Here is a 21,665-nt window from a genome sequence, read left to right as displayed (position 1 = left end):
CGGCGAGAACTGTCAGACACGCCCTAGGCTGACGCCATGTCGAACCACGCCCTCGCCGAACGCCACCGCCTCGCCCGGCTGCTCACCGACGCCGGGCCGAACGCCCCCACCCTCTGCGAGGGTTGGACCACCCGGGACCTCGCCGCCCACCTGGTGATCCGCGAGCGCCGCCCCGACGCCGCGGCCGGCCTGCGGGTCGGCGCGCTGGCCGGCTGGACGCAGCGGGTGCAGGACGGCTACGCCGAGCGGCCGTACGAGGAGCTGGTGCGGCTGTTCCGGGCCGGCCCGCCGGTCTTCTCGCCGTTCGCCCTGCCCGGCGCCGACGAGGCGGCGAACACCGTCGAGTACTACGTCCACGCCGAGGACGTCCTGCGGGCCCCCGACGACTGGAGCCCGCAGCCCGTCCCGCCGGGCCGCGCGGAGGCCCTCTGGCGCCGGCTGCCCCTCATCGCCCGGCTGGAGGCCGGCCGCCGCTCCCCCGTCCGGCTCTCCCTCGTCCACCCCGACGGCCGCTCGCTCACCGTCGGCCCGGCCGGCTCCGCGACCGTCCGCCTCACCGGCGAGCCCGCCGAGCTGGTCCTCTTCGCCTACGGCCGCGGCGCCCGGACCACGCTCGGCGTCGACGGCGCCCCCGACGCCGTCGAGGCCCTGCGCCACGTCCTGCCGCTGCCCCCGGCGTAGCGCGCGGGCGGGCCCTCCGGGCGGCCCGGAGGCCCGTCGCCTCCGGCTGCGGATGTCCGTGGGCGGGTGCAGACTCGCAGGTGGCCGGGGTCCGCCCAGGGCAGCCCGGTCCCCCTCCGTCGAAGGGCACCCCGCACATGCTCACCACCGACTTCCCCCTCGGCTCGCCCTGCTGGATCGACCTGGGCAGCCCGGACATCCCCGCCACCGCGGACTTCTACGGCAAGGTGTTCGGCTGGACCTTCCAGGAGGTCCCCGAGGCCGGCGGCTACGGGTTCCTGCAGAAGGACGGCAGGACCGTCGGTGCCATCGGCTCCCTCGACGCCGGCGCGCGGTCCGCCTGGACGACGTACTTCCGCACCCCGGACGCGGACGCCACCGTCAACGCCGCCGAGCAGGCCGGCGCCACCGTCCGCGTACCGCCGACGGACGTCATGCGGGAGGGCCGGTTCGCCGCCCTCACCGACCCGCAGGGCGCCGAGTTCTCGGTCTGGCAGGCGGGCGACACCACGGGCCTGGAGGCCGTGTCCGAGGAGGCCGCCCTGGTCTGGGCCGAGCTGCACACCCCCGACCAGGAGGATGCCTCCGCCTTCTACCGGCAGCTGTTCGGCTGGCGGGTGCAGGAGTTCGAGCCCGCGCCGGGGATGCACTACCGGGTGGCCTCCACCGCCGAGGGCGACCAGCAGGCCACCAGCTTCGGCGGCATCGCCCCGACCATGGGCCCGGCGCAGCCCGCCGCCTGGACGCCGTACTTCGCGACCGCGGACGTGGACGCGCGGGTGGCCAAGGCGACGGCGGCCGGCGGCTCGGTGCTGATGGGCCCCGAGAACGTGCGGAACGTCGGCCGGATCGCGTGGGTCGCGGACCCGGACGGCGCCCCCTTCGCGCTGATCAAGGGCGACCCGAACCAGACCTGAGCGCATGCGGGGCCCGCCGTCCGGAGCCGGACGGCGGGCCCCCGTCACGCACGGAGCGTCACCGCACCGGGTGCCCGGCCTCCCGCAGCGCGCCCTTGACCTCGCCGATCCGCAGGTCCCCGAAGTGGAAGACGCTGGCGGCCAGCACCGCGTCCGCGCCCGCCTCGACGGCCGGCGCGAAGTCCGCGACCCTGCCCGCGCCGCCGGAGGCGATCACCGGCACCGAGACGCTCGCGCGCACGGCCCGGATCATGTCCAGGTCGTAGCCGTCCTTGGTGCCGTCCGCGTCCATCGAGTTGAGCAGGATCTCGCCCGCGCCCAGCTCGGCGGCGCGGCCCGCCCACTCGACGGCGTCCAGGCCGGTGCCCTTGCGCCCGCCGTGGGTGGTGACCTCGAAGCCGGAGGCGGTCTCCGTCCCGGGCGGGCAGCGCCGGGCGTCCACCGAGAGCACCAGCACCTGCCGCCCGAAGCGCCGGGCGATCTCGCGGACCAGCTCCGGCCGGGCGATGGCCGCGGTGTTGACGCCGACCTTGTCGGCGCCGGCCCGCAGCAGCCTGTCGACGTCCTCGACGGCGCGGATGCCGCCGCCGACGGTGAGCGGGATGAAGACCTGCTCGGCGGTGCGGCGGACCACGTCGTAGGTGGTCTCCCGGTCGCCGGAGGAGGCGGTGATGTCGAGGAAGGTCAGCTCGTCGGCGCCCTCGGCGTCGTAGAGCTTGGCCATCTCGACCGGGTCGCCGGCGTCGCGCAGGTTCTGGAAGTTGACGCCCTTGACCACCCGCCCGGCGTCGACGTCCAGGCAGGGGATGACACGTACTGCGAGGGTCACGGCTGTTTGCCTTCCGGGGTTTCCCGGGCGTCCGGGGCTTTCGAGGACTCCCGGGTCTCCAGGAGGTCCTGGGTCTGCCGGGACTCCTCGGCCTTCCGGGCGTCCAGGGTCGTTGCCAGCCCGGATCGGTACGCGTCGAGCTCGACCTCGACCAGCATCCGGGAGTCGATCAGTCCGTCGACCACCACCATGGTGGCCACCGGGCGTGCGGCGTCGAAGAGTTCGCGGTGGGCGCGGCCCACCTCCTCGGCGTCGCGGACGTGGGTGAGGTACATCCGGGTGCGCACCACGTCGTCGGTGGTCAGACCGTACGCGGCCAGGGCCCGGAGCCCGGCGCCGAACGCGGCGAGGGCCTGCCGGTACGGGTCGCCCTCGTGCTCGATCCGGCCGTCCGCCCAGGCGGTGGAGCCGGCCACGTGCACGTGGTCGCCCGCGGCGACCGCCCGGGAGCAGCCGAACTCCTCCTCCCAGGGGGACGATCCGGTGACCCTGCCGCGTACGATCCGACCGTCCGTCATCCTGAAACCGCCTCCAGGGCCTCTTCGAGGGTGAACTTCTGCTCGTAGAGTGCCTTGCCCACGATGGCGCCCTCGACACCCTCGCCGACCAGCGAGGCGATGGCGCGCAGGTCGTCGAGCGAGGAGACGCCGCCGGAGGCGACCACGGGCTTGTCGGTGGCGGCGCAGACGTCGCGCAGCAGCTGGAGGTTGGGGCCGGTCAGGGTGCCGTCCCGGTTGACGTCGGTGACGACGTAGCGGGCGCAGCCCTCCTGGTCGAGGCGGGCCAGCACGTCGAAGAGCTGGCCGCCGTCGCGGGTCCAGCCGCGGCCGCGCAGGGTGGTGCCGACCACGTCCAGGCCGACGGCGATCCGGTCGCCGTGCTCGGCGATCGCCTTGGCGACCCACTCCGGGGCCTCCAGGGCCGCGGTGCCGAGGTTGACCCGGGTGCAGCCGGTGGCGAGGGCCCGGGCGAGCGACTCGTCGTCGCGGATGCCGCCGGACAGCTCGACCCTGATGTCCAGCCGGGAGGTGACGTCGCGCAGCAGCTCGTAGTTGGAGCCGGTGCCGAAGGCGGCGTCCAGGTCGACCAGGTGCAGCCACTCGGCGCCGGCGTTCTGCCAGGCGAGGGCGGCGGCGAGCGGCTCGCCGAAGGAGGTCTCGGTGCCGGAGGCACCCTTGACCAGGCGGACGGCCTGGCCGTCCCGGACGTCCACGGCGGGCAGCAGTTCGAGGCTCATCAGAGATCCAACTCTCGGAAAGTCAGAGGGTGTCGACCCAGTTGGTCAGCAGGGCGGCGCCGGCGTCGCCGGACTTCTCGGGGTGGAACTGGGTGGCCCACAGCGGGCCGTTCTCGACGGCCGCGACGAACGGCTGCCCGTGCGTGGCCCAGGTGACCAGCGGCGGGTTGATCCGCGCGCTGTGGGTCTCCAGCTCCCAGTGCCGCACCCCGTAGGAGTGCACGAAGTAGAAGCGGGTCTGCGGGTCGAGGCCGGCGAACATCCGGCTCCCCTCGGGGGCCTGCACGGTGTTCCAGCCCATGTGGGGCACGACGGGGGCGTCCAGCGGCTCCACGGTGCCCGGCCACTCGTCGCAGCCGGCCGTCTCCACGCCGTGCTCGACCCCCTTCTCGAAGAGGATCTGCATGCCGACGCAGATGCCCATGACCGGGCGGCCCCCGGCGAGCCGGCGGCCGATGATCCAGTCCCCGCGGACGGACCTGAGTCCGCGCATGCAGGCCTCGAAGGCGCCCACGCCGGGGACGAGCAGGCCGTCCGCGGCCATCGCGGTGTCGTAGTCGGAGCTGACGGTGACCTCCGCCCCGGTCCGCTCCAGGGCGCGCTGCGCGGAGCGGAGGTTGCCGGAGCCGTAGTCGAGGACGACGACGTTCTTGCCCATGTTCAGGTGTCCAAGTCTGTGTGCGGCGAGCGGCGGGTCTAGAGGCGCAGGAGCCCGGAGGCCAGGCACATCACGGAGCCCAGGGCCAGCACCAGGATGACGCTCTTGGAGTGCTTCTGCTTCCAGAACGAGATGACTCCGCCGGCCAGGAAGAGGCCGACGAAGATGAGGATCATCGCGGTATTGCTCACAGCGCACCCTTGGTCGACGGGAGGATTCCGGCCGCGCGCGGGTCGCGCTCGGCGGCGTAGCGCAGCGCCCGGGCCAGCGCCTTGAACTGGCACTCCACGATGTGGTGCGCGTTGCGCCCGTAGGGCACGTGGACGTGCAGGGCGACCTGCGCCTGGGCCACGAAGGACTCCAGGATGTGCCGGGTCATCGTGGTGTCGTACGAGCCGATCATCGGGGCGATGCCCTCGGGCTCGGTGTGCACCAGGTACGGCCGGCCGGAGAGGTCCACGGTGACCTGGGCGAGCGACTCGTCCAGCGGCACCGTGCAGTTGCCGAAGCGGTAGATGCCCACCTTGTCGCCGAGCGCCTGCCGGAAGGCGGCGCCGAGCGCGAGGGCGGTGTCCTCGATGGTGTGGTGGGTGTCGATGTGCAGGTCGCCGTCGGTCTTGACGGTGAGGTCGAACAGGCCGTGCCGGCCGAGCTGGTCGAGCATGTGGTCGTAGAAGCCGACACCCGTGGAGATGTCGGTCCGCCCCGTGCCGTCGAGGTCTATCTCGACCAGGACCGAGGTCTCCTTGGTGGTGCGCTCGACGCGTCCGATGCGGGACATGGGGGTCACAGCTCCTGACTGGCAGCGCGCGCGGAGCGTGCTCGACCGGGGGTGGGGGTGGGCGCCGGGAGGACGGCGCGGACGGCGTCCAGGAAGGCGTCGTTCTCGGCGGGCGTGCCGGCGGTGACCCGCAGCCACCCGGGGACGCCGTTGTCGCGGACCAGGACGCCCTGGTCGAGGATCGCCCGCCACACCGCGTGGGTGTCGGCGAAGCGGCCGAACTGGACGAAGTTGGCGTCCGAGTCGGTGACCTCCAGGCCCATCCCGCGCAGCGCGTCGACCAGCCGGTCGCGCTCCTCCTTGAGCCGCCCGACGTAGCCGAGCAGGGTGTCGGTGTGCTCCAGGCAGGCCAGCGCGGTGGCCTGGGTGACGGCCGACAGGTGGTACGGCAGGCGCACCAGCTGCACCGCGTCCACCACCGCCGGGTCGGCGGCCAGGTAGCCCAGCCGCAGCCCGGCCGCGCCGAAGGCCTTGGACATGGTGCGGCTGACCACCAGGTGGGGGCGGCCCTCGACCAGCGGCAGCAGCGAGGGGCGGTGCGAGAACTCGACGTACGCCTCGTCCACCACGACCAGGCTGGGCCGGGCGGCCTGCGCGGCCTCGTACAGCCGCAGCACGGTGGCGGCGTCCACCGCGGTGCCGGTCGGGTTGTTGGGCGAGCAGACGAACACGACGTTCGGCCGGTGCTTCGCGATGGCGGCGACGGCGGCGTCCACGTCGATCGTGAAGTCGTCGTTGCGCGGCCCGGAGATCCAGGCGGTGCCGGTGCCCCGGGAGATCAGCGCGTGCATCGAGTACGAGGGCTCGAAGCCGAGGGCGCTGCGGCCGGGGCCGCCGAAGGTCTGGAGCAGCTGCTGGAGCACCTCGTTGGAGCCGTTGGCGGCCCAGACCTGCTCGCGCGCGACCGGGAAGCCGGTGCTGCGGGTCAGGTACGCGGCGAGGCCCTCGCGCAGCTCGACCGCGTCCCGGTCGGGGTAGCGGTTCAGCCCGCGGGCGGCCTCGGCGACGCGCTCGGCGATCCGGGCCACCAGCTCCTCGGGCAGCGGGTACGGGTTCTCGTTGGTGTTCAGCTGCACGGGCACGTCCAGCTGCGGCGCGCCGTACGGGGACTGGCCGCGCAGCTCGTCCCGCACCGGCAGGTCGTCGATGCGGGTCACGGGGGTCACGGGGGTCACGAGCCGGGCACCGTCCAGTCGAAGCGGGCCTTGATCGCGTCGCCGTGGCCGGGCAGGTCCTCGGCGTTCGCCAGGGTGACCACGTGCGCGGCGACGTCCGCCAGCGCGTCCCGGTCGTACTCGACGACCTGGACGCCGCGCAGGAAGGTCTGCACCGACAGCCCGGAGGAGTGGCAGGCGCAGCCGCCGGTCGGCAGCACGTGGTTGGAGCCGGCCGCGTAGTCGCCCAGCGAGACCGGCGTCCAGCGGCCGATGAAGACCGCGCCGGCGTTGACCACCCGGGCCGCCACCGCGTGCGGGTCGCGGGTCTGGATCTCCAGGTGCTCGGCCGCGTACGCGTTGACCACGGCCAGGCCCTGGTCGAGGTCGTCGACCAGGATGATGCCCGACTGCCGGCCGCCCAGCGCCTCGGCCACCCGCTCGCCGTGCTTGGTCCGGGCGACCTGCACGGCCAGCTCGGCCTCGACCGCGTCGGCCAGCGCCGGGGAGTCGGTGACCAGCACCGAGCCGGAGGTCGGGCCGTGCTCGGCCTGGCTGATCAGGTCGGCGGCGACGTCGGACGGCAGCGCGCTGTCGTCGGCGAGGACGGCGATCTCGGTCGGGCCGGCCTCGGAGTCGATGCCGATCCGCCCGGCGAAGTAGCGCTTGGCGGCGGCCACGTAGATGTTGCCGGGGCCGGTGACCATGTCGACCGGCCGGCACTCCTCGGTGCCCAGGGCGAACATCGCGACCGCCTGGGCGCCGCCGACGGAGTAGACCTCGTCCACGCCGAGCAGCGCGCAGGCCGCCAGGATGGTCGGGTGGACGCGCCCGCCGAACTCCTTCTGCGGCGGCGAGGTGACGGCGATGCCCCGGACGCCCGCCTCCTGGGCCGGCACCACGTTCATCACCACGGAGGACGGGTAGACCGCCAGCCCGCCCGGCACGTACAGGCCGACCCGCTCCACCGGCACCCAGCGCTGGGTGACCGTGCCGCCCGGCACCACCTGGGTGGTGTGCCCGGTGCGGCGCTGGTCGGCGTGCACGGCACGGGCCCGGCGGATCGACTCCTCCAGGGCGGCCCGCACCTTCGGGTCCAGCGTCTCCAGCGCGGCGGTCAGCTGCTCGGCCGGGACCCGGGTCGACTCCAGCCGGACGCCGTCGAAGCGTTCGGTGATCTCGATCAGCGCCGCGACCCCGCGATGGCGGACGTCCTCGGCGATCGGGCGCACCTTCTCCAGGGCGGCCGCGACGTCGAAGTCGGCACGGGGCAGCAGGTCACGCGGGTCGTCCAGCGAGCCGCGGAGGTCGATTCGAGAGATCACGCCACCCAGTGTAAGGAGTGGCCGGAACCGCTGGTCCCGCATTTCAGTCCGTGATACGAAGGGCGAGACGACCGGGGGGACGGGGGAAGGCATGGCGGAGCGTGCTCCGGAGGGCTGGACCGGGGTGGAGCAGCGGCTCTGGGAGGCCTACCGCCAGGGCGAGATCCTGGACCTGCGCACGGGCCTGGCGGAGGCCGACGACCCCTTCGGCGACGCCGTCTGGGGCCCCGAGCGCACCATCCGCGCCGAGGTGATCGCCCACCTGCTGCTGGCCGGCCCCGAGCCCGCCCCCGGCCGGGTCGCGTCGCTGCGGTTCAGCGGCGCCCTGGTCACCGACGCGCTCAACCTGGCCGGCGCCGCCATCGGCCACTACATCGAGCTCCACGAGTGCCGCTTCGCGCACAAGGTCCTGCTCTCCGAGGCCTCGGCCCCCACGCTGCGCTTCGTGAACTGCCTGATACCCCGGCTGGAGGCCTCCCGGCTCGCCACCACCGGCGACCTCCACCTGGCCCGGTGCCGGCTGCCCGACGGCGTCCGGCTCACCGACGCCAAGATCGGCACCGACCTGCTGCTCAACCAGGCCCGGGTCGGCGGCGACCGCTTCGGCCGGGCCGTCTCCGCCGACGGGATCACCGTCAACCAGGACTTCGAGGCCGAACGCCTGGAGACCCGCGGCGAGCTGAGCATCCGCACGGCCCGCATCGGCGGCCGGCTCTCGCTGCGCGGCGCCCAGCTGCGCGCCGACCGACGGCACAACCCGACCTGCCTCAACGCCGTCCGGGTCACCATCGGCCACACCCTCTACCTGACCGGCTCCGCCGACCTCGGCTGGAGCGGCTCCCGCGGCTACTACGGCTCCGGCTACGGAGAGGTCCCGCCCGCCGACGGCCCGATCACCCCGTTCCGCGCCTTCGGCCGGGTCCGGCTGTCCGACTCCCGCTTCGACGGCGCCTGCCTGATCTCCGGGGAGTTCCACCTGGAGGACGACGACGAGCTCTCGCTGCGCCGCATCCAGACCCCGGAGCTCCGCTTCGCCTGCGCCTTCCGCCCCACCGGCACCGTCTCCCTCTCCCGGGCCCGGGTCGGCAACCTGGTCGACGCCCCGGGCGCCTGGCCGCTCGGCAGGCACCTGCGCCTGACCGGCTTCGTGTACGAGAACCTGCGCCCGATCGGCTCCTTCACCGTCCAGCAGCGGATCGCCTGGCTGGAGGGCTCCTCGGTGGACTTCCAGCCGGAGTCCTACGAGCAGCTCGCCGCCGCGCTGCGCCGCGACGGCGCCGACGACGACGCCCGCGAGGTGCTCTACGCCAAGCAGCGCCGGCGCCGGCGCACCCTGCCGCTGCCGGCCCGGATCTGGGGCACCGTCCAGGACGTCACCGTCGGCTACGGCTACCGCCCGGTGCGGGCGGGCCTGTGGCTGCTGCTCGCCTGGGCCCTCGGCAGCCTCTGGTTCGCCACCCACCCGCTGGAGCCGCTCAAGGCCGACGAGCGCCCGCACTGGAACCCGGTGCTGTACACCCTGAACCAGCTGCTGCCGATCGTGGACCTCAACCAGGGCGGCTGGAACCCCGGCGGCCTCACCCAGTGGATCTCCGCCGGGCTGGTCGTGGTCGGCTGGCTGCTCGCCTCCACCGTCGTCGCCGGCGCCACCCGGATGCTCCAGCGCGGCTGAGCCCGCGGCCGCCGGGCGCCGTCCGGCGGCCGCGCGCCGTCGAACCGTGCGACAAGGCCCCCGTCCGGGGAACTACGCTGTCCGCCGTGACAGAACGGCTGCCGCTCTTCCCGCTGAACACCGTGCTCTACCCGGGCCTGGTGCTGCCCCTGAACGTCTTCGAGGAGCGCTACCGCCGTCTCGTCGCCGACCTGCTCGAACAGCCCGAGGACACCCCCCGGCGGTTCGGCGTGCTCGCGATCAGGGACGGCCGGGAGGTCGCCCCGGTCCGGCCCGAGGAGGGCCCGGCCGGTCCGCTGGACGGCCTCGGCACCGCCACCGGGGACCCGCTGGAGGCGATCTTCCCGGTCGGCTGCGTGGCCGACATCGCCTCCGCCCAGCACCAGCCGGACGGCCGCTACGAGCTGCTGGTCACCGGCACCACCCGGTTCCGGCTGCGCTCGGTGGACGCCTCCGGCCCGTACCTGACCGGCGGCGTCGAGCCGATCGAGGAGCGCCCCGGCGAGGGCTCCGGGGCGCTGGCCGCCGAGGTCGAGCGGGCCTTCCGGGTCTACCAGAAGCGCCTGGCGGGCGCCCGGGAGGCCAGCACCGTCGGCCACCAGGAGCTCCCGGACGACCCCCAGGTGCTCTCCTACCTGGTCGCCGCGGCCTCGGTGTTCGAGACCCCGGTGAAGCAGCGGCTGCTCGCCTGCCCGGACACCGCCGAGCGGCTGCGCGCCGAGCTCGACCTGCTGCGCCGCGAGACCGCCGTGCTCAGCTGGCTGCCCTCGCTGCCCGCCATCGACCTCACCCGCCAGTCCTTCAGCCCCAACTGACGGAGGGCCCCACGGCCCCAGGAACCCGAGGAGCCCCGCGTGGCCAGGAAGACCAGGAAGGGCGGCCAGGGCACGCCCGCCACCGTCGCCCTGGAGGCCGCCGCCGTCCCGTTCACCGTGCACGCCTACGACCACGACCCGGCCGCGGCCTCCTACGGCGGCGAGGCCGCCGAGGCCCTCGGCATCGCGCCCGAGCGGGTCTTCAAGACCCTCGTCGCCGAGGTGGACGGCGCCCTCACCGTCGGCGTGGTCCCGGTCTGCGGCCGGCTCGACCTCAAGGCCCTGGCGGCGGCAGTCGGCGGCAAGCGCGCCGCCATGGCCGACCCGGCCGCGGCCGAGCGCAGCAGCGGCTACGTGCTCGGCGGCATCTCCCCGCTGGGCCAGCGCCGCCCGCTGCGCACCGTGGTCGACGCCAGCGCGCTCGGCCACCCCACCGTCTACGTCTCGGCGGGCCGCCGCGGCCTGGAGGTGGAGCTGGCCCCCGCCGACCTCGTCGCGCTCACCGGGGCTACCACCGCCCCCATCGCGCGCTGAACCGCCGGGCCCGCGCCCGGCCCACCCGGTGCCGCCTCAGCGCTCCGTACCGCCGCCCGGCCCCGGCCCGCCCCACGGCTCCGCCGGCGCCCCCGCCGCGGGCGCCCCGAGCGGGGCCTGCGCCACCGGCGCCCAGTACGGCGGCGGGTCCTCCTCGCGCTTGCCGAACGCCGCCGAGAGCAGGAGCAGCACCACCATCGCCGTCATCGGCCAGACCAGCAGCGCCCCCAGCGCCCCCAGGTCGATGCCCGCGTCGAAGTGCCCGCCGTTGCCGACCCTGCGGGCCTCGCCGATCAGGTCGCCGCTGGGCCCGAGCCACCGCCCGATCCGCCAGGCCCCGATCGATCCGAGCAGCCCGCCGACGGTCAGCCCCAGCGCGACCGCGATGCCGCCGCCGCGCCGCCTGGTCACCAGGAAGGCCCCGAGCGCGGTCACGAGGCCGGCCCCCAGGCCGATGAGCACGAACACCGCGTCGGCCCCGGCCCGCTGCTCGCCCTCGGGGTCGGCGTAGAGGATGCGGTCACCGTCCACCAGGAGCGGCACCTTCGGCGCCAGCCAGGCCCACAGCCCGGCCACCACCACACCGGCCACCAGGCAGGCGAGCACGACGCCCGCCCCGACCCGCACCTCCGGCAGCAACCGCTGCCCCAGCGGGGTCCCCCCGGCCCCGATGGCGGTGGCCCCGTACGGCGGCGCGAACGGGTCGGGCGCTGCGTCCGGCCCCGCCTGCGCTGCGGCGGCGGGGGCGGGGTCCGGAGGTGTGTTCGGTACGGTCACGCGCCCCATCGTTTCACGACGGCCGCCCGAAGGACCCACCGTGCCCCGCGGTCGGCCCCGCGGGGAGCGCGCTACCGCGAGACCGCCCGCCGGTACGCCCGGGTGGCGACGGCGAGCGAGACCACGCCCACCCCGGCGCAGACCGCGAGGTCCGCGAGCACCAGCGCCCAGTCCGGGTCCGGAGCGAACGTCCGCGCGAAGGCGTCCACCCCGTACGTGGACGGCAGCAGGTCCCGCAGCCACTGCACCGGCTGCGGCAGGTGGTCCACCGGCAGCACGCCCAGCAGCAGCGCGGCCGACATCCCGAGCTGCCCGAGCATCGTGGCGATCTCCTGCCGCGGCGCCAGCAGCCCGCAGGCCGCTCCCAGCCCCGACAGCGCGGCCCCGGCCAGCGGCACGACCGCCGCCAGCACCCACAGCTGCCCGAGCGGGAGCCCGAACAGCACCGCCCCCAACGCCGCCGTGGCGAGCGTCCCCGGCAGCGTGAAGGAGGCGTACGCGGCGGCCGCCCCCAGCACCACCGAGGCGGCCGGCACCGGCAGCGTCGCGTAGTGGTCGAGCCCGCCGGTGGCCCGCAGCTTCCCGAAGTACTGGGCGAGCAGGTTCAGCGCGACGAAGGCCACCACCAGCACGCTCGACCCGGCGACCACCGACCGCGCCTCCGGTGACTGCCCGGCGTCCACCACGCCCCGCATCATCACCAGGATGCCCACGGACTGGAAGGTGGCCACGAACAGCAGCGGGATGCGCGCCACCCGGGCCCGGGCGAGCTGCGCCCGGTACACGGCCGCGAGCGACGGCAGCAGCCGGGCCGCGGGGGCGAGCGGGGCGGGGGCGGCCGTGGACCGGTCGGTCCGCGGCGGCACCGAGAGCAGCGTCACTTGGCCAGTCCTCCGTGGCGGCCGCCCAGCTTGAGGTACGCGTCCTCAAGGCTCGGGGTGGCGAGGGTGAAGTCGTCGAGGGCGGCGAAGGCCGGGCCGGTGGTGACGGCGGCGACCAGTTCGCGGGCCTGCTCGGGGGTGGTGCGGACGGTCCAGCGGCGCCCGGTGCACTCGGCCCGTTCGCGCAGCGCGGCGACGGCGGGCACGCCGAGCGGCGCCTCGTCCCGCCAGACCAGGTCGAGCCGGACGTCGCCGTCCACCAGCGCCTTGAGTCCGCCGGGCGTGTCGCAGGCGATCACCCGGCCCTCGTCCACCACCGCGACCCGGTCGAGCACCGTCTCCGCCTCGATCACGTTGTGGGTGACGAGCAGCACCGTCGTGCCGTGCTCGGCCCGCCGCCGGTCCAGGGCGCTCCACACGGCGCGCCGGGCGACGGGGTCCATGCCGGTGGTGGGCTCGTCCAGGACGAGCAGCGGCCGCTCCCCCACCAGGGCGGCCGCGAAGCAGGCGAGCCGCCGCTGCCCGCCGGACAGCTTGGCCAGCGGCCGGGCGGCGATCGGCTCCAGCCCCAGCTCGGCCAGCACGTCCGCGGCCGCGCCGCGGGCCTGCGCCCGGGTGAGCCCGCGCAGCCGTCCGGTGGTCTCGGCGGCGAGCGCCACCGTCAGCTCGTCCAGCGCGGTGGACTCCTGGCCGAGGTAGCCGAGCAGCCGGGCGGCCCGCTCGGGGTGCCGCACGATGTCGTGGCCGAGGAGTTCGACGGACCCGGAGTCGGGGCGCAGCAGCCCGGTGAGCTGGCGCACCAGCGTCGACTTGCCCGCCCCGTTCGGCCCGAGCAGCCCGAAGACCTCGCCCTGGCGGACGGTCAGGCTGATCCCGTCGTTGGCCCGGATCTCGGTGGCGGCCGCGCCGCGCCCGCCGCGGTAGGTCCTGACCAGGTCGCGCACGGCCACGCACGGCAGGGGTTCCTCGGGTGCTCGCCCCGCCGTCTCGTTCACGACCGAAGACTCTACGCGCTCGTACGGGCGAACCGGACAACGGGGCCCTGCCCGCGCCGGGGGCCGCGCCGTGGGCCGTACCAGGCCCGGGCCCCGCCGGGTCAGTCGTCGACGACCATCGACCCGCCGGGCACCCGCGCCGCCAGTTCCTTCCAGAACCCGGCCCGGATGGCGTAGCGGTCATGCTCGTCGATCTGGTCGTCCTTGTGCGCCAGCAGCCCGAAGCGGGCGGCGTAGCGCAGCAGCTCGCCGTCCACCCGGTGCGGGATGCGCGGGTAGTCGGGCCAGAGCACCGTCAGCCTCTCCGCGTCGCCGACGCGTTCGCTCCAGCGCCGGGCGAAGACCTGCCCGACCTCGTGGGCGTCGCCGCCGATGGAGGTGATGTCCTCCTCGCGGTCGGCCCAGCGCTGCTCGGCGGTGGTGAGCTGGGCGAGGGTGGGCAGGCTGTCGCCGGCGGTGACGGCGGGCTCCGGGGCGGGGCGGTCCACCCAGCCCCGGTCGGAGGACCAGCGCAGCACCGGCCCGGACTGGGCGACGGCCGTGTGCCCGTTGACCCCGTGCCCATTGGCCCCGTGCCCGCCGTTGGCCACCGGGGTGATCGGGGTGACGGAGGAGGCCCGTCCGGCCAGGTCCTTCGGGGTCGGGACGACCTTGAGCGCGGCCGCGGCCGGCTGCGGCCGTCCGTCGGCGGCGGGGGCGGCCGGGGCCTCGGCGGTGGCGGCCGGACGGACCGTCGGCGGCACCACGGTGGGCAGCACCGCGGGCGGGGCGGCGAGGATCTTGGCGATCTCCTGCCGGGCCCCGGGGGCGGGGAACACGCTGGAGTGCTCCCGCAGGGAGAAGGACCCCTCGATCCACTCCCGGTCCAGCACCCGGCGCTCGTCGGCCTCGCCGACCAGGTCCTCGGACTGGTTGAAGTCGCCGTCGGCGGCCTGGAGGGCCCACAGGTGGACGGCGACCCCGTGTTCCTTGGCGGTCATCATGCCGGGCAGCAGGTCGCCGTCGCCGGTGATCAGCACGACGTCGGCGCAGGCCCGGTTGCGGGCGAGCTCGGAGAGTTCGGCGTGCATCGCGGCGTCGACGCCCTTCTGCACCCAGCGCCCCTCGGCCCGGGTGAGCGCGCCGAGCCGCACGGTGACCCTCGGCAGCACCCGCAGCCGCCGGTGCTCGGGCATCGGGCGCCGGTCGGGTGCGGCGTCGAACCAGTAGATCCGCAGCAGCGGCAGCCCGGTCTCGGCCTCGGCGCGCTCGCGCAGGGCGGTGATCAGGGCCGTGTGGTTCACGGTGACCTTGGAGCGGGACGGATCCCCCGCGAGCAGGCTGGCGGCGGCGCCCAGCAGGTATCCGGCGTCCACCAGGACGACACAGCGGTCCATCGCGCACCTCTTCTCGCTCGCCCTCGGAAGGTCGGGTGGGTCGATTCGGGATCGGGCGGGTCGGTCCGTCGTCCGGGTGTGTCGAGGTGAGGGGCCCCCGTCGCCGCCCGATCGTTGGGTCACCTTTTACCCGCGGTTCGTCTGCCGAACCTCGCGGGTTGTCCCGGTACCGCAACAGCCGCGCCGACGCGGAGCGAACGCGAGCGAGGGCGGGCCCCGTACAACGACGGGGCCCGCCCGAGGTCACGCGGCGGTGTTCCGACCGGTGGACCGGCCGCTCCGCCGGGCGGGGCTCAGCCCCGGAGCTCGGCGGCGACCAGCTCGGCCAGCTGGACGGCGTTCAGCGCGGCGCCCTTGCGCAGGTTGTCGTTCGAGACGAACAGCGACAGGCCGTGGTCGACCGTCTCGTCCGCCCGGATGCGGCCGACGTAGCTCGGGTCCCGACCGGCGGCCTGGAGCGGGGTGGGGATGTCGGAGAGCTCGACGCCGGGGGCGCCGGTGAGCAGCTCGACGGCGCGCTCGGGGCTGATCGGGCGCTCGAAGCGGGCGTTGATCTGGAGCGAGTGGCCGGAGAAGACCGGGACGCGCACGCAGGTGCCGGAGACCTTGAGCCCGGGGATGCCGAGGATCTTGCGGCTCTCGTGGCGGAGCTTCTGCTCCTCGTCGGTCTCGTTGGAGCCGTCGTCGACGACGGAGCCGGCCAGCGGCACCACGTTGAAGGCGATCGGCCGCTGGTAGACCCTGGGCTCCGGGAACTCGACGGCGGCGCCGTCGTGGGCGAGCGCGGCGGCGCCGGCCTCGACGACCTTGGCGGCCTGGTCCCGGAGCTCGGCGACGCCGGCCACACCGCTGCCGGAGACGGCCTGGTAGGTGGAGACGACGAGCGCGGCCAGGCCGGCCTCCTCGTGCAGCGGGCGCAGCACGGGCATGGCGGCCATGGTGGTGCAGTTGGGGTTGGCGATGATGCCCTTGGGGCGGTCCGCGACGGCCTGCGGGTTGACCTCGGAGACGACCAGCGGGACCTCGGGGTCGCGGCGCCAGGCGGAGGAGTTGTCGATCACGACGGCACCGGCCGCGGCGACCTTGGGCGCCAGGGCCTTGGAGGTCGAGCCGCCGGCCGAGAAGATCACGATGTCCAGGCCGGTGTAGTCGGCCGTGGCCGCGTCCTCGACGGTGACCTCGGTGCCCTGCCAGGGCAGCGTGCGTCCGGCCGAGCGGGCCGAGGCGAACAGCCGCAGCTGCTCCACCGGGCCGATCCCGCCGGGAAGTCCGGCGCGCTCCGCCAGGATCTCGCGGACCACGCCGCCGACCTGACCGGTGGCACCGACAATGCCGATCTTCATCTCCGACTACTCCTCTGCATCATGCTGTTCACAGCCGCACTCCGCCCATCATGCCTTGTCCCGCGGGTGTGCCCGCCTTGCGTTCCACGGTGTGAGAGCACCCCTACTGGTCCAGACCATTGGCGAGGGCCAGCGCGGCGCGGACCTCCGCCCGCCCGGCCGGCAGCAGCGGCAGCCGCACGTCCGGGGTCGGGATGCGGCCCTGGGCGTGCAGCACGCCCTTGGTCACCGTCGGGTTCGGCGCCGTGAAGGCGGACAGCGCCAGGGCGGTCAGCCGGTGCCCGAGCGCCCGCGCCCGCGGCACGTCCCCGGACTGCCAGGCCTCGGCCAGTTCCACGAACCGGGCGGTCGCCAGGTGCGCGCTGGCGAGGATGCCGCCGGCCGCGCCGAGCGCCAGCATCGGCGCGAGGTAGGCGTCCTCGCCGGTGAGGAAGGCGAACCCCTCGGGGGTGTCGGCGAGCAGTTCGACGGCCGTCTGGTCCAGGCCGCCGGTCGCGTACTTGACGCCCACCACGCCGTCGAGCGCGGCGAGTTCGCGCAGCGCGGCGGTGGAGAGCTGCTGCCCGGTGCGGTACGGGATGTGGTAGACGACCAGCGGCAGCGGGCTGCTCGCGGCCAGCGCCCGGAAGTGCGCGACCGTCCCGGCCTCCCCCGCCCGGACGAAGGACGGCGTGGTGACCAGCGCCGCCGCGTCCGGCACCCGGGCGCCGAGCGCGGCCAGCGCCTCGCCGACGGCCCGGGTGTCGCCGCCGGAGGCGCCGACGGTCAGCCGTGCCCCCCGCGCGGCGCAGGCGGCCGCGGCGACGTCGATCACGGCGTCCCGCTCCCCGGCGGTCAGCGCGGCCGGCTCGCCGGTGGTGCCGAGCGCGACCAGTCCGGCCGCCCCGGCGTCCAGGACCTCGTGCGCGAGCTTCTCCAGCGCGTCCAGCGCGACGGAGCCGTCGGCGGCGAACGGCGTGATCAGGGGGACGTGGATGCCCGTGAGTTCCATGCCTCCGATCCTGCGGCCCACGATCACCCGGGTCCAGTTCACATTTCCGACGCTTCTCGTAAGCTGAGCCGATGCTCGGCTAGGCTCCTCGGATGCTGGACGTCCGCCGCCTGCGCCTGCTGCGCGAACTCGCCCACCTCGGCACCATCGCCGCCGTCGCCGAGGCGCTCTCCTTCAGCCCCTCGGCGGTGTCCCAGCAGCTGTCCGTCCTGGAGAAGGAGGCGGGCGTGCCGCTGCTGGAGCGCACCGGGCGGCGGGTGTCCCTCACCCCGGCCGGGCTGGGCCTCGTCCGGCACGCCGAGGCGGTGCTCGCCCTGCTGGAGCAGGCGGGGGCCGAACTCGCCCATGCCAAGCGCGGGTTGGCCGGTCCGCTGCGGATCGGCACCTACCCGTCGGCGGCCCGGTCGATCATCCCGGCGGTGCTCGCGGAGCTGGCCGGCTGGCACCCGGGGCTGGAGCCGATGGTCACCGAGGTGGACCCGGCGGCCGTCGGCGCGGCGCTGCGGGCGGGCGAGCTGGACGTGGCGCTGGTGCACGAGTACGACCTCGTCCCGACCGAGCCGGTGCCGGGCCTCGCGGTGACCGGTCCGCTCTTCACCGAGCCGATGTACCTGGCCGCCCGCGCCCCGGGCACCGTCGCCGAGCAGCGCGGGGCGCCGTGGATCACCTCCCCGCCCGGCACGCTCTGCCACACCATGGCCGTCCGGGCCTGCGAGGCGGCGGGCTTCGCGCCCCGCATCCGGCACCAGATCGACGACTTCACCACCGTGCTGGCCCTGGTGGCGGCCGGCCAGGGCGTCGCGCTGGTCCCCCAGCTGGGCACCGTCGGGCTCCCGCCCGGCGTCGTCCTCACCCGGCTGCCGATGTACCGCCGCACCCGCGCCGCCTTCCGCGCCGGCGCGGGCTCCCACCCCGCCGTCTCGGCCTTCGTCTCCGCCCTGCACACCGCCGTCCCCGCAGGCCTGGGCGGCGGCTCCTGAGCGGGGCCCGGGCACCTGCCCCGGGCCCCCGGCCTCACCCCGCCAGGCAGCTCGGCCCGAGCAGCTGCTTCAGGTCCCCGAAGAGCGCCGGGTCGGACTTCACCCGGTGGCGGTCCAGCCGCAGCACCGTGGTCTTGTTGCGGCTCTCCAGCCGCACCCGCACCTCGGTGCTGCCGCGGTGGTTCCCGAGCACCTCGCCGAGCCGGGCCACCAGCGGCGGGGTGACCTTCCCGCTGGGGATGCTGATGGTGATCGGGGCCTCGGCGTGCGCGTTCGACAGGTCGGGCACGGACAGCTCCATGCCCATCAGCCGCGGCACGTCCTCGCGCTTGTCCAGCTTCCCGCGCACGAAGACGACGGCGTCCTCGACCAGCTGCGAGGACACCAGCTGGTAGCTGGCCGGGAAGAACATGCAGTCGATCGACCCGGCCAGGTCCTCGACGGTGGCGATCGCCCAGGCGTTGCCCTGCTTGGTCATCTTCCGCTGGAGGCCCGAGATGATGCCGCCGATGGTGACGATCGTCCCGTCCGGCCGATCCGCGAGGTCGGCCACCGCGCAGTCCGCCTTGTCCGCGAGCACGTGCTCGATGCCGTGCAGCGGGTGGGAGGAGACGTACAGGCCGAGCATCTCCCGCTCCTGGGTGAGCAGGAAGGACTTCTCCCACTCCTCCTCGGAGAAGACGACGTCCAGCCCGAAGCTCGGCTCGTCCGCGGTGGCGTCGCCGCCGAAGAGGTCGAACTGCCCCTCGGCCTCCTTGCGCTTCACCCCGACGACGTTGTCGATCATCGGCTCGAACTGCGCGCTCAGGCCCTTGCGGGTGTGGCCGAGCGAGTCGAAGGCGCCGGCCTTGATCAGCGATTCGACGGTCCGCTTGTTGCAGACCACCGACTCCACCTTGTCCAGGAAGTCGGGGAAGGACGTGAACTTCCCCTTCGCCTTCCGGGTCCGGATCATCGAGTCGACCACCGGCCCGCCGACGTTGCGGATCGCGGTGAGGCCGAAGCGGACCAGGGTGTCCCCGTGCGGGGTGAAGTCCGAGTCCGACTCGTTGACGTCCGGCGGCAGCACCTGGATGCCCATCTTGCGGCACTCGTTGAGGTAGACCGCGGACTTGTCCTTGTCGTCCTTGACGGAGGTGAGCAGCCCCGACATGTACTCCGCCGGGTAGTTGGCCTTCAGGTACGCCGTCCAGTACGAGACCAGCCCGTACCCGGCGGTGTGCGCCTTGTTGAACGCGTAGCCGGAGAAGGGGACCAGGACGTCCCACACCGCCTGGATGGCCTCGTCCGAGTACCCGCGCTCGCGGCAGCCCTTCTGGAAGGGGACGAACTCCGCCTCCAGGATCTCCTTCTTCTTCTTGCCCATCGCACGGCGCAGCAGGTCCGCCTGGCCGAGCGAGTAGCCGGCCAGGATCTGCGCGGCCTTCTGCACCTGCTCCTGGTAGACGATCAGTCCGTACGTCGGCCGGAGCACCTCCTCCAGGGGCTTCTCCAGCTCCGGGTGGATCGGGGTGATCTCCTGCTGGCCGTTCTTGCGCAGCGCGTAGTTGATGTGGGAGTTGACGCCCATCGGGCCGGGCCGGTACAGCGCCAGGACGGCGGAGATGTCCTCGAAGTTGTCGGGCTTCATCAGCCGCAGCAGCGAGCGCATCGGCCCGCCGTCGAGCTGGAAGACGCCGAGCGTGTCGCCGCGGGCGAGGAGTTCGTAGGTCGGCTTGTCGTCCAGGGGCAGATCGAGCAGGTTGATCCTGATGCCCTTGTTCTTCTCGATCGCCTTGACGGCGTCGTCCATGATCGTCAGGTTGCGCAGGCCGAGGAAGTCCATCTTGAGCAGGCCGAGGCCCTCGCAAGTGGGGTAGTCGAACTGCGTGATGGTGACGCCGTCGGTGTGCCGGGTCCAGACCGGGATGTGGTCGGTCAGCGGCTCGGCGGACATGATGACGCCGGCCGCGTGCACGCCGGGCTGGCGGATCAGGCCCTCGATGCCGCGCGCGGTGTCGATGACCTTCCGGACGTCCGGGTCGCTCTCGTACAGGCCGCGGATCTCCCCGGCCTCGCTGTAGCGGGGGTGCGTCGGGTCCGTGATCCCGGAGAGCGGGATGCCCTTGCCCATGACGTCCGGCGGCATCGCCTTGGTGATCCGGTCGCCCATCGCGTACGGGTAGCCGAGGACCCGCGAGGAGTCCTTGATGGCGGCCTTCGCCTTGATGGTGCCGTACGTGACGATCATGGCGACCTTGTCGGATCCCCACTTCTCGGTCACGTAGCGGATCACGTCGCCGCGCCGGCGCTCGTCGAAGTCGATGTCGACGTCGGGCATGGAGATGCGCTCGGGGTTGAGGAAGCGCTCGAAGATCAGGCCGTGCGGGATGGGGTCGAGGTCGGTGATGCCCATCGCGTACGCGACCAGCGAGCCGGCCGCCGAACCGCGGCCGGGGCCCACCGCGATGCCCTGGCCCTTGGCCCACATGATGAAGTCGGCGACCACGAGGAAGTACGCCGGGAACCCCATCTGGACGATGGTGTCCATCTCGTACTCGGCGAGCTTGCGGTGCTCCTCGTCGTACCCGTTCGGGAAGCGCCAGTCCATGCCCTCCCAGACCTTGGCCCGGAAGAACTCCGCCTCGGACTCGAAGCCCTCCGGGATGGGGAAGCGGGGCATCAGGTTCTTGAACGTGAACATGCCCTCGGTGTCGACCCGGGAGGCGACGAGGAGCTGGCTGTTGCGGCACCCCTCCTGCCAGGCGTCCGAGGAGTCCAGGGCGTACATCTCGGCGGCGGACTTCACGTAGTAGCCGGTGCCGTCGAAGCGGAAGCGGTCCGGGTCGGAGAGGTTCTTGCCGGTCTGGACGCAGAGCAGCAGGTCGTGCGCGCCGGCGTCGGCCTCGGTGGTGTAGTGCGAGTCGTTGGTGACGACCGGGGGGATGCCGAGCTTGCGGCCGATCTCCAGCAGTCCGTCGCGGACCCGCTTCTCGATCTCCAGGCCGTGGTCCATCAGCTCCAGGAAGTAGTTCTCCCGGCCGAAGATCTCCTGGTAGTCGGCGGCGGACTTCAGCGCCTCGTCGAACTGGCCGAGGCGCAGCCGGGTCTGCACCTCGCCGGAGGGGCAGCCGGTGGTGGCCATCAGGCCGCCGGAGAGCTCGGAGATCAGCTCCTTGTCCATCCGGGGCCACTTCACGAGCCAGCCCTCGGAGTAGGAGCGCGAGGTCAGCTTGAAGAGGTTGTGCAGGCCCTCCTTGTTCCGGGCCCAGATGGTCTTGTGGGTGTACGCGCCGGAGGCGGAGACGTCGTCGCGCTTCTGGTGCGGCTGGCCCCACAGGATGCGCTTGGTGTTGGAGCGGGACTCGGGGGCGACGTACGCCTCGATGCCGATGACGGGGGTGATGCCGGCGGCGGTGGCCTGCTTGTGGAACTCGGCGGCGCCGTACATGTTGCCGTGGTCGGTCATCGCCACGTGGGTCTGCCCGAGGCGCTCGACCTCTTTGAACAGCTGCTTCAGCCGGGCGGCACCGTCCAGCATCGAGTACTCGGTGTGGACGTGCAGATGCGCGAACGGCTGGTCGCTCAAGGCGGGGCCTCCGGAGACTCTGGTGCTGATCTGGCGGGCCGGCGAACGCGTGGGTCACGGGGGCGCCCCCGGAAATGGGTGTGGCCCGGAACACCTCGCGGGGTCCGGACCATCACTCACACGTTCACGTGTCCACTCTAGCCGCCCCCGA

The 21,665-nt window shown here is 74.0% G+C and carries 21 protein-coding genes; 6 read left to right on the top strand and 15 right to left on the bottom strand.

The genetic code is table 11. The features are described from left to right. Positions 1-36: 36 nt before the first annotated feature. Together ACH5AR_RS15185 and ACH5AR_RS15180 are read left to right on the top strand one after the other, a co-directional pair. Positions 37-681 (top strand): TIGR03085 family metal-binding protein, encoded by a 645-nt coding sequence (locus ACH5AR_RS15185; RefSeq protein ID WP_396301842.1) that lies wholly within the window; start codon positions 37-39, stop codon positions 679-681. A 137-nt stretch (positions 682-818) separates the two neighbouring features. Then, positions 819-1,598: a VOC family protein gene (locus tag ACH5AR_RS15180; protein ID WP_396301841.1), complete on the top strand. Its 780-nt coding sequence runs from the start codon at positions 819-821 to the stop codon at positions 1,596-1,598. A 58-nt stretch (positions 1,599-1,656) separates the two neighbouring features. Here the strand turns inward: ACH5AR_RS15180 and hisF are convergent, their stop codons facing one another. The 8 genes from hisF to hisD are packed head-to-tail and all read right to left on the bottom strand — an operon-like array spanning position 1,657 to position 7,582. Next, positions 1,657-2,427: an imidazole glycerol phosphate synthase subunit HisF gene (hisF, locus tag ACH5AR_RS15175; protein WP_396301840.1), complete on the bottom strand. Its 771-nt coding sequence runs from the start codon at positions 2,425-2,427 to the stop codon at positions 1,657-1,659. After that, positions 2,424-2,945: a RidA family protein gene (locus ACH5AR_RS15170; RefSeq protein ID WP_396301839.1), complete on the bottom strand. Its 522-nt coding sequence runs from the start codon at positions 2,943-2,945 to the stop codon at positions 2,424-2,426. Before ACH5AR_RS15170 ends, hisF begins: the two co-directional genes overlap by 4 nt. Beyond that, complete coding sequence (priA, locus tag ACH5AR_RS15165; RefSeq protein ID WP_396301838.1) at positions 2,942-3,664, bottom strand: bifunctional 1-(5-phosphoribosyl)-5-((5-phosphoribosylamino)methylideneamino)imidazole-4-carboxamide isomerase/phosphoribosylanthranilate isomerase PriA; 723 nt, start codon at positions 3,662-3,664, stop codon at positions 2,942-2,944. The genes ACH5AR_RS15170 and priA overlap by 4 nt, the downstream gene beginning before the upstream one ends. Positions 3,665-3,686: 22 nt before the next feature. Further along, positions 3,687-4,322 (bottom strand): imidazole glycerol phosphate synthase subunit HisH, encoded by a 636-nt coding sequence (hisH, locus tag ACH5AR_RS15160; protein WP_396301837.1) that lies wholly within the window; start codon positions 4,320-4,322, stop codon positions 3,687-3,689. 38 nt (positions 4,323-4,360) lie between these two features. Continuing rightward, positions 4,361-4,513, bottom strand: a complete 153-nt coding sequence (locus ACH5AR_RS15155; RefSeq protein ID WP_396301836.1) for a hypothetical protein — start codon at positions 4,511-4,513, stop codon at positions 4,361-4,363. Next, positions 4,510-5,103, bottom strand: coding sequence for an imidazoleglycerol-phosphate dehydratase HisB (gene hisB / locus ACH5AR_RS15150; protein WP_396301835.1), 594 nt, complete (start codon positions 5,101-5,103; stop codon positions 4,510-4,512). The genes ACH5AR_RS15155 and hisB overlap by 4 nt, the downstream gene beginning before the upstream one ends. Positions 5,104-5,108: 5 nt before the next feature. Beyond that, positions 5,109-6,260, bottom strand: a complete 1,152-nt coding sequence (locus tag ACH5AR_RS15145) for a histidinol-phosphate transaminase (protein ID WP_396301964.1) — start codon at positions 6,258-6,260, stop codon at positions 5,109-5,111. A gap of 14 nt (positions 6,261-6,274) precedes the next feature. Further along, positions 6,275-7,582: a histidinol dehydrogenase gene (gene hisD, locus ACH5AR_RS15140; protein WP_396301834.1), complete on the bottom strand. Its 1,308-nt coding sequence runs from the start codon at positions 7,580-7,582 to the stop codon at positions 6,275-6,277. 91 nt (positions 7,583-7,673) lie between these two features. Between hisD and ACH5AR_RS15135 the strand changes: the two genes are divergently transcribed. The 3 genes from ACH5AR_RS15135 (at position 7,674) to ybaK (ending at position 10,603) form a co-directional block, all read left to right on the top strand. Continuing rightward, positions 7,674-9,254, top strand: coding sequence for an oxidoreductase (locus tag ACH5AR_RS15135; protein ID WP_396301833.1), 1,581 nt, complete (start codon positions 7,674-7,676; stop codon positions 9,252-9,254). Positions 9,255-9,340: 86 nt separating this feature from the next. Continuing rightward, positions 9,341-10,069 (top strand): LON peptidase substrate-binding domain-containing protein, encoded by a 729-nt coding sequence (locus tag ACH5AR_RS15130; RefSeq protein WP_396301832.1) that lies wholly within the window; start codon positions 9,341-9,343, stop codon positions 10,067-10,069. Between the two features lie 39 nt (positions 10,070-10,108). After that, positions 10,109-10,603, top strand: coding sequence for a Cys-tRNA(Pro) deacylase (ybaK, locus tag ACH5AR_RS15125; RefSeq protein WP_396301831.1), 495 nt, complete (start codon positions 10,109-10,111; stop codon positions 10,601-10,603). Between the two features lie 36 nt (positions 10,604-10,639). Here ybaK and ACH5AR_RS15120 read toward each other — a convergent pair whose 3' ends face one another. From ACH5AR_RS15120 to ACH5AR_RS15095, 6 genes are all read right to left on the bottom strand, one after another. Next, the gene (locus ACH5AR_RS15120; RefSeq protein ID WP_396301830.1) at positions 10,640-11,380 is read right to left on the bottom strand and encodes a hypothetical protein; all 741 of its coding nucleotides are present in this window, start codon (positions 11,378-11,380) and stop codon (positions 10,640-10,642) included. Positions 11,381-11,451: 71 nt separating this feature from the next. Continuing rightward, entirely contained in the window at positions 11,452-12,261 is an 810-nt protein-coding gene (locus tag ACH5AR_RS15115) for an ABC transporter permease (RefSeq protein WP_396301829.1), read from the bottom strand. Then, a complete protein-coding gene (locus ACH5AR_RS15110; RefSeq protein WP_396301828.1) occupies positions 12,258-13,256 on the bottom strand; it encodes an ABC transporter ATP-binding protein in 999 nt (332 codons plus the stop codon). Before ACH5AR_RS15110 ends, ACH5AR_RS15115 begins: the two co-directional genes overlap by 4 nt. Before the next feature lie 101 nt (positions 13,257-13,357). Then, complete coding sequence (locus ACH5AR_RS15105; RefSeq protein ID WP_396301827.1) at positions 13,358-14,632, bottom strand: NYN domain-containing protein; 1,275 nt, start codon at positions 14,630-14,632, stop codon at positions 13,358-13,360. 293 nt (positions 14,633-14,925) lie between these two features. Then, positions 14,926-15,975, bottom strand: coding sequence for an aspartate-semialdehyde dehydrogenase (locus ACH5AR_RS15100; RefSeq protein WP_396301826.1), 1,050 nt, complete (start codon positions 15,973-15,975; stop codon positions 14,926-14,928). Between the two features lie 103 nt (positions 15,976-16,078). Beyond that, positions 16,079-16,966: a dihydrodipicolinate synthase family protein gene (locus tag ACH5AR_RS15095; RefSeq protein WP_396301825.1), complete on the bottom strand. Its 888-nt coding sequence runs from the start codon at positions 16,964-16,966 to the stop codon at positions 16,079-16,081. 92 nt (positions 16,967-17,058) lie between these two features. Between ACH5AR_RS15095 and ACH5AR_RS15090 the strand changes: the two genes are divergently transcribed. Then, on the top strand, positions 17,059-17,946 hold the full coding sequence (locus tag ACH5AR_RS15090; protein WP_396301824.1) for a LysR family transcriptional regulator: 888 nt from the start codon (positions 17,059-17,061) through the stop codon (positions 17,944-17,946). Positions 17,947-17,980: 34 nt separating this feature from the next. On the opposite strand, the gene dnaE is transcribed toward ACH5AR_RS15090, so the two are convergent. Continuing rightward, the gene (dnaE, locus tag ACH5AR_RS15085; RefSeq protein ID WP_396301823.1) at positions 17,981-21,514 is read right to left on the bottom strand and encodes a DNA polymerase III subunit alpha; all 3,534 of its coding nucleotides are present in this window, start codon (positions 21,512-21,514) and stop codon (positions 17,981-17,983) included. Positions 21,515-21,665: the final 151 nt, after the last annotated feature.

Origin of the sequence: Kitasatospora sp. NPDC018619, assembly GCF_044391605.1 — a bacterium.
Lineage (GTDB): Bacteria > Actinomycetota > Actinomycetes > Streptomycetales > Streptomycetaceae > Kitasatospora.
The sequence above is the reverse complement of the archived record's forward strand: the minus strand, read 5'-3'. Positions and strand labels throughout refer to the sequence as shown.

What these genes read in the sequence shown, in the direction of transcription:
- ACH5AR_RS15185 (WP_396301842.1), top strand. Translation starts at nt 37, where the DNA reads ATGTCGAACCACGCCCTCGCCGAACGCCACCGCCTCGCCCGGCTGCTC.
- ACH5AR_RS15180 (WP_396301841.1), top strand. Translation starts at nt 819, where the DNA reads ATGCTCACCACCGACTTCCCCCTCGGCTCGCCCTGCTGGATCGACCTG.
- ACH5AR_RS15170 (WP_396301839.1), bottom strand. Translation starts at nt 2,945, where the DNA reads ATGACGGACGGTCGGATCGTACGCGGCAGGGTCACCGGATCGTCCCCC.
- priA (WP_396301838.1), bottom strand. Translation starts at nt 3,664, where the DNA reads ATGAGCCTCGAACTGCTGCCCGCCGTGGACGTCCGGGACGGCCAGGCC.
- hisH (WP_396301837.1), bottom strand. Translation starts at nt 4,322, where the DNA reads ATGGGCAAGAACGTCGTCGTCCTCGACTACGGCTCCGGCAACCTCCGC.
- hisB (WP_396301835.1), bottom strand. Translation starts at nt 5,103, where the DNA reads ATGTCCCGCATCGGACGCGTCGAGCGCACCACCAAGGAGACCTCGGTC.
- ACH5AR_RS15135 (WP_396301833.1), top strand. Translation starts at nt 7,674, where the DNA reads ATGGCGGAGCGTGCTCCGGAGGGCTGGACCGGGGTGGAGCAGCGGCTC.
- ACH5AR_RS15105 (WP_396301827.1), bottom strand. Translation starts at nt 14,632, where the DNA reads ATGGACCGCTGTGTCGTCCTGGTGGACGCCGGATACCTGCTGGGCGCC.
- ACH5AR_RS15100 (WP_396301826.1), bottom strand. Translation starts at nt 15,975, where the DNA reads ATGAAGATCGGCATTGTCGGTGCCACCGGTCAGGTCGGCGGCGTGGTC.
- ACH5AR_RS15095 (WP_396301825.1), bottom strand. Translation starts at nt 16,966, where the DNA reads ATGGAACTCACGGGCATCCACGTCCCCCTGATCACGCCGTTCGCCGCC.
- ACH5AR_RS15090 (WP_396301824.1), top strand. Translation starts at nt 17,059, where the DNA reads ATGCTGGACGTCCGCCGCCTGCGCCTGCTGCGCGAACTCGCCCACCTC.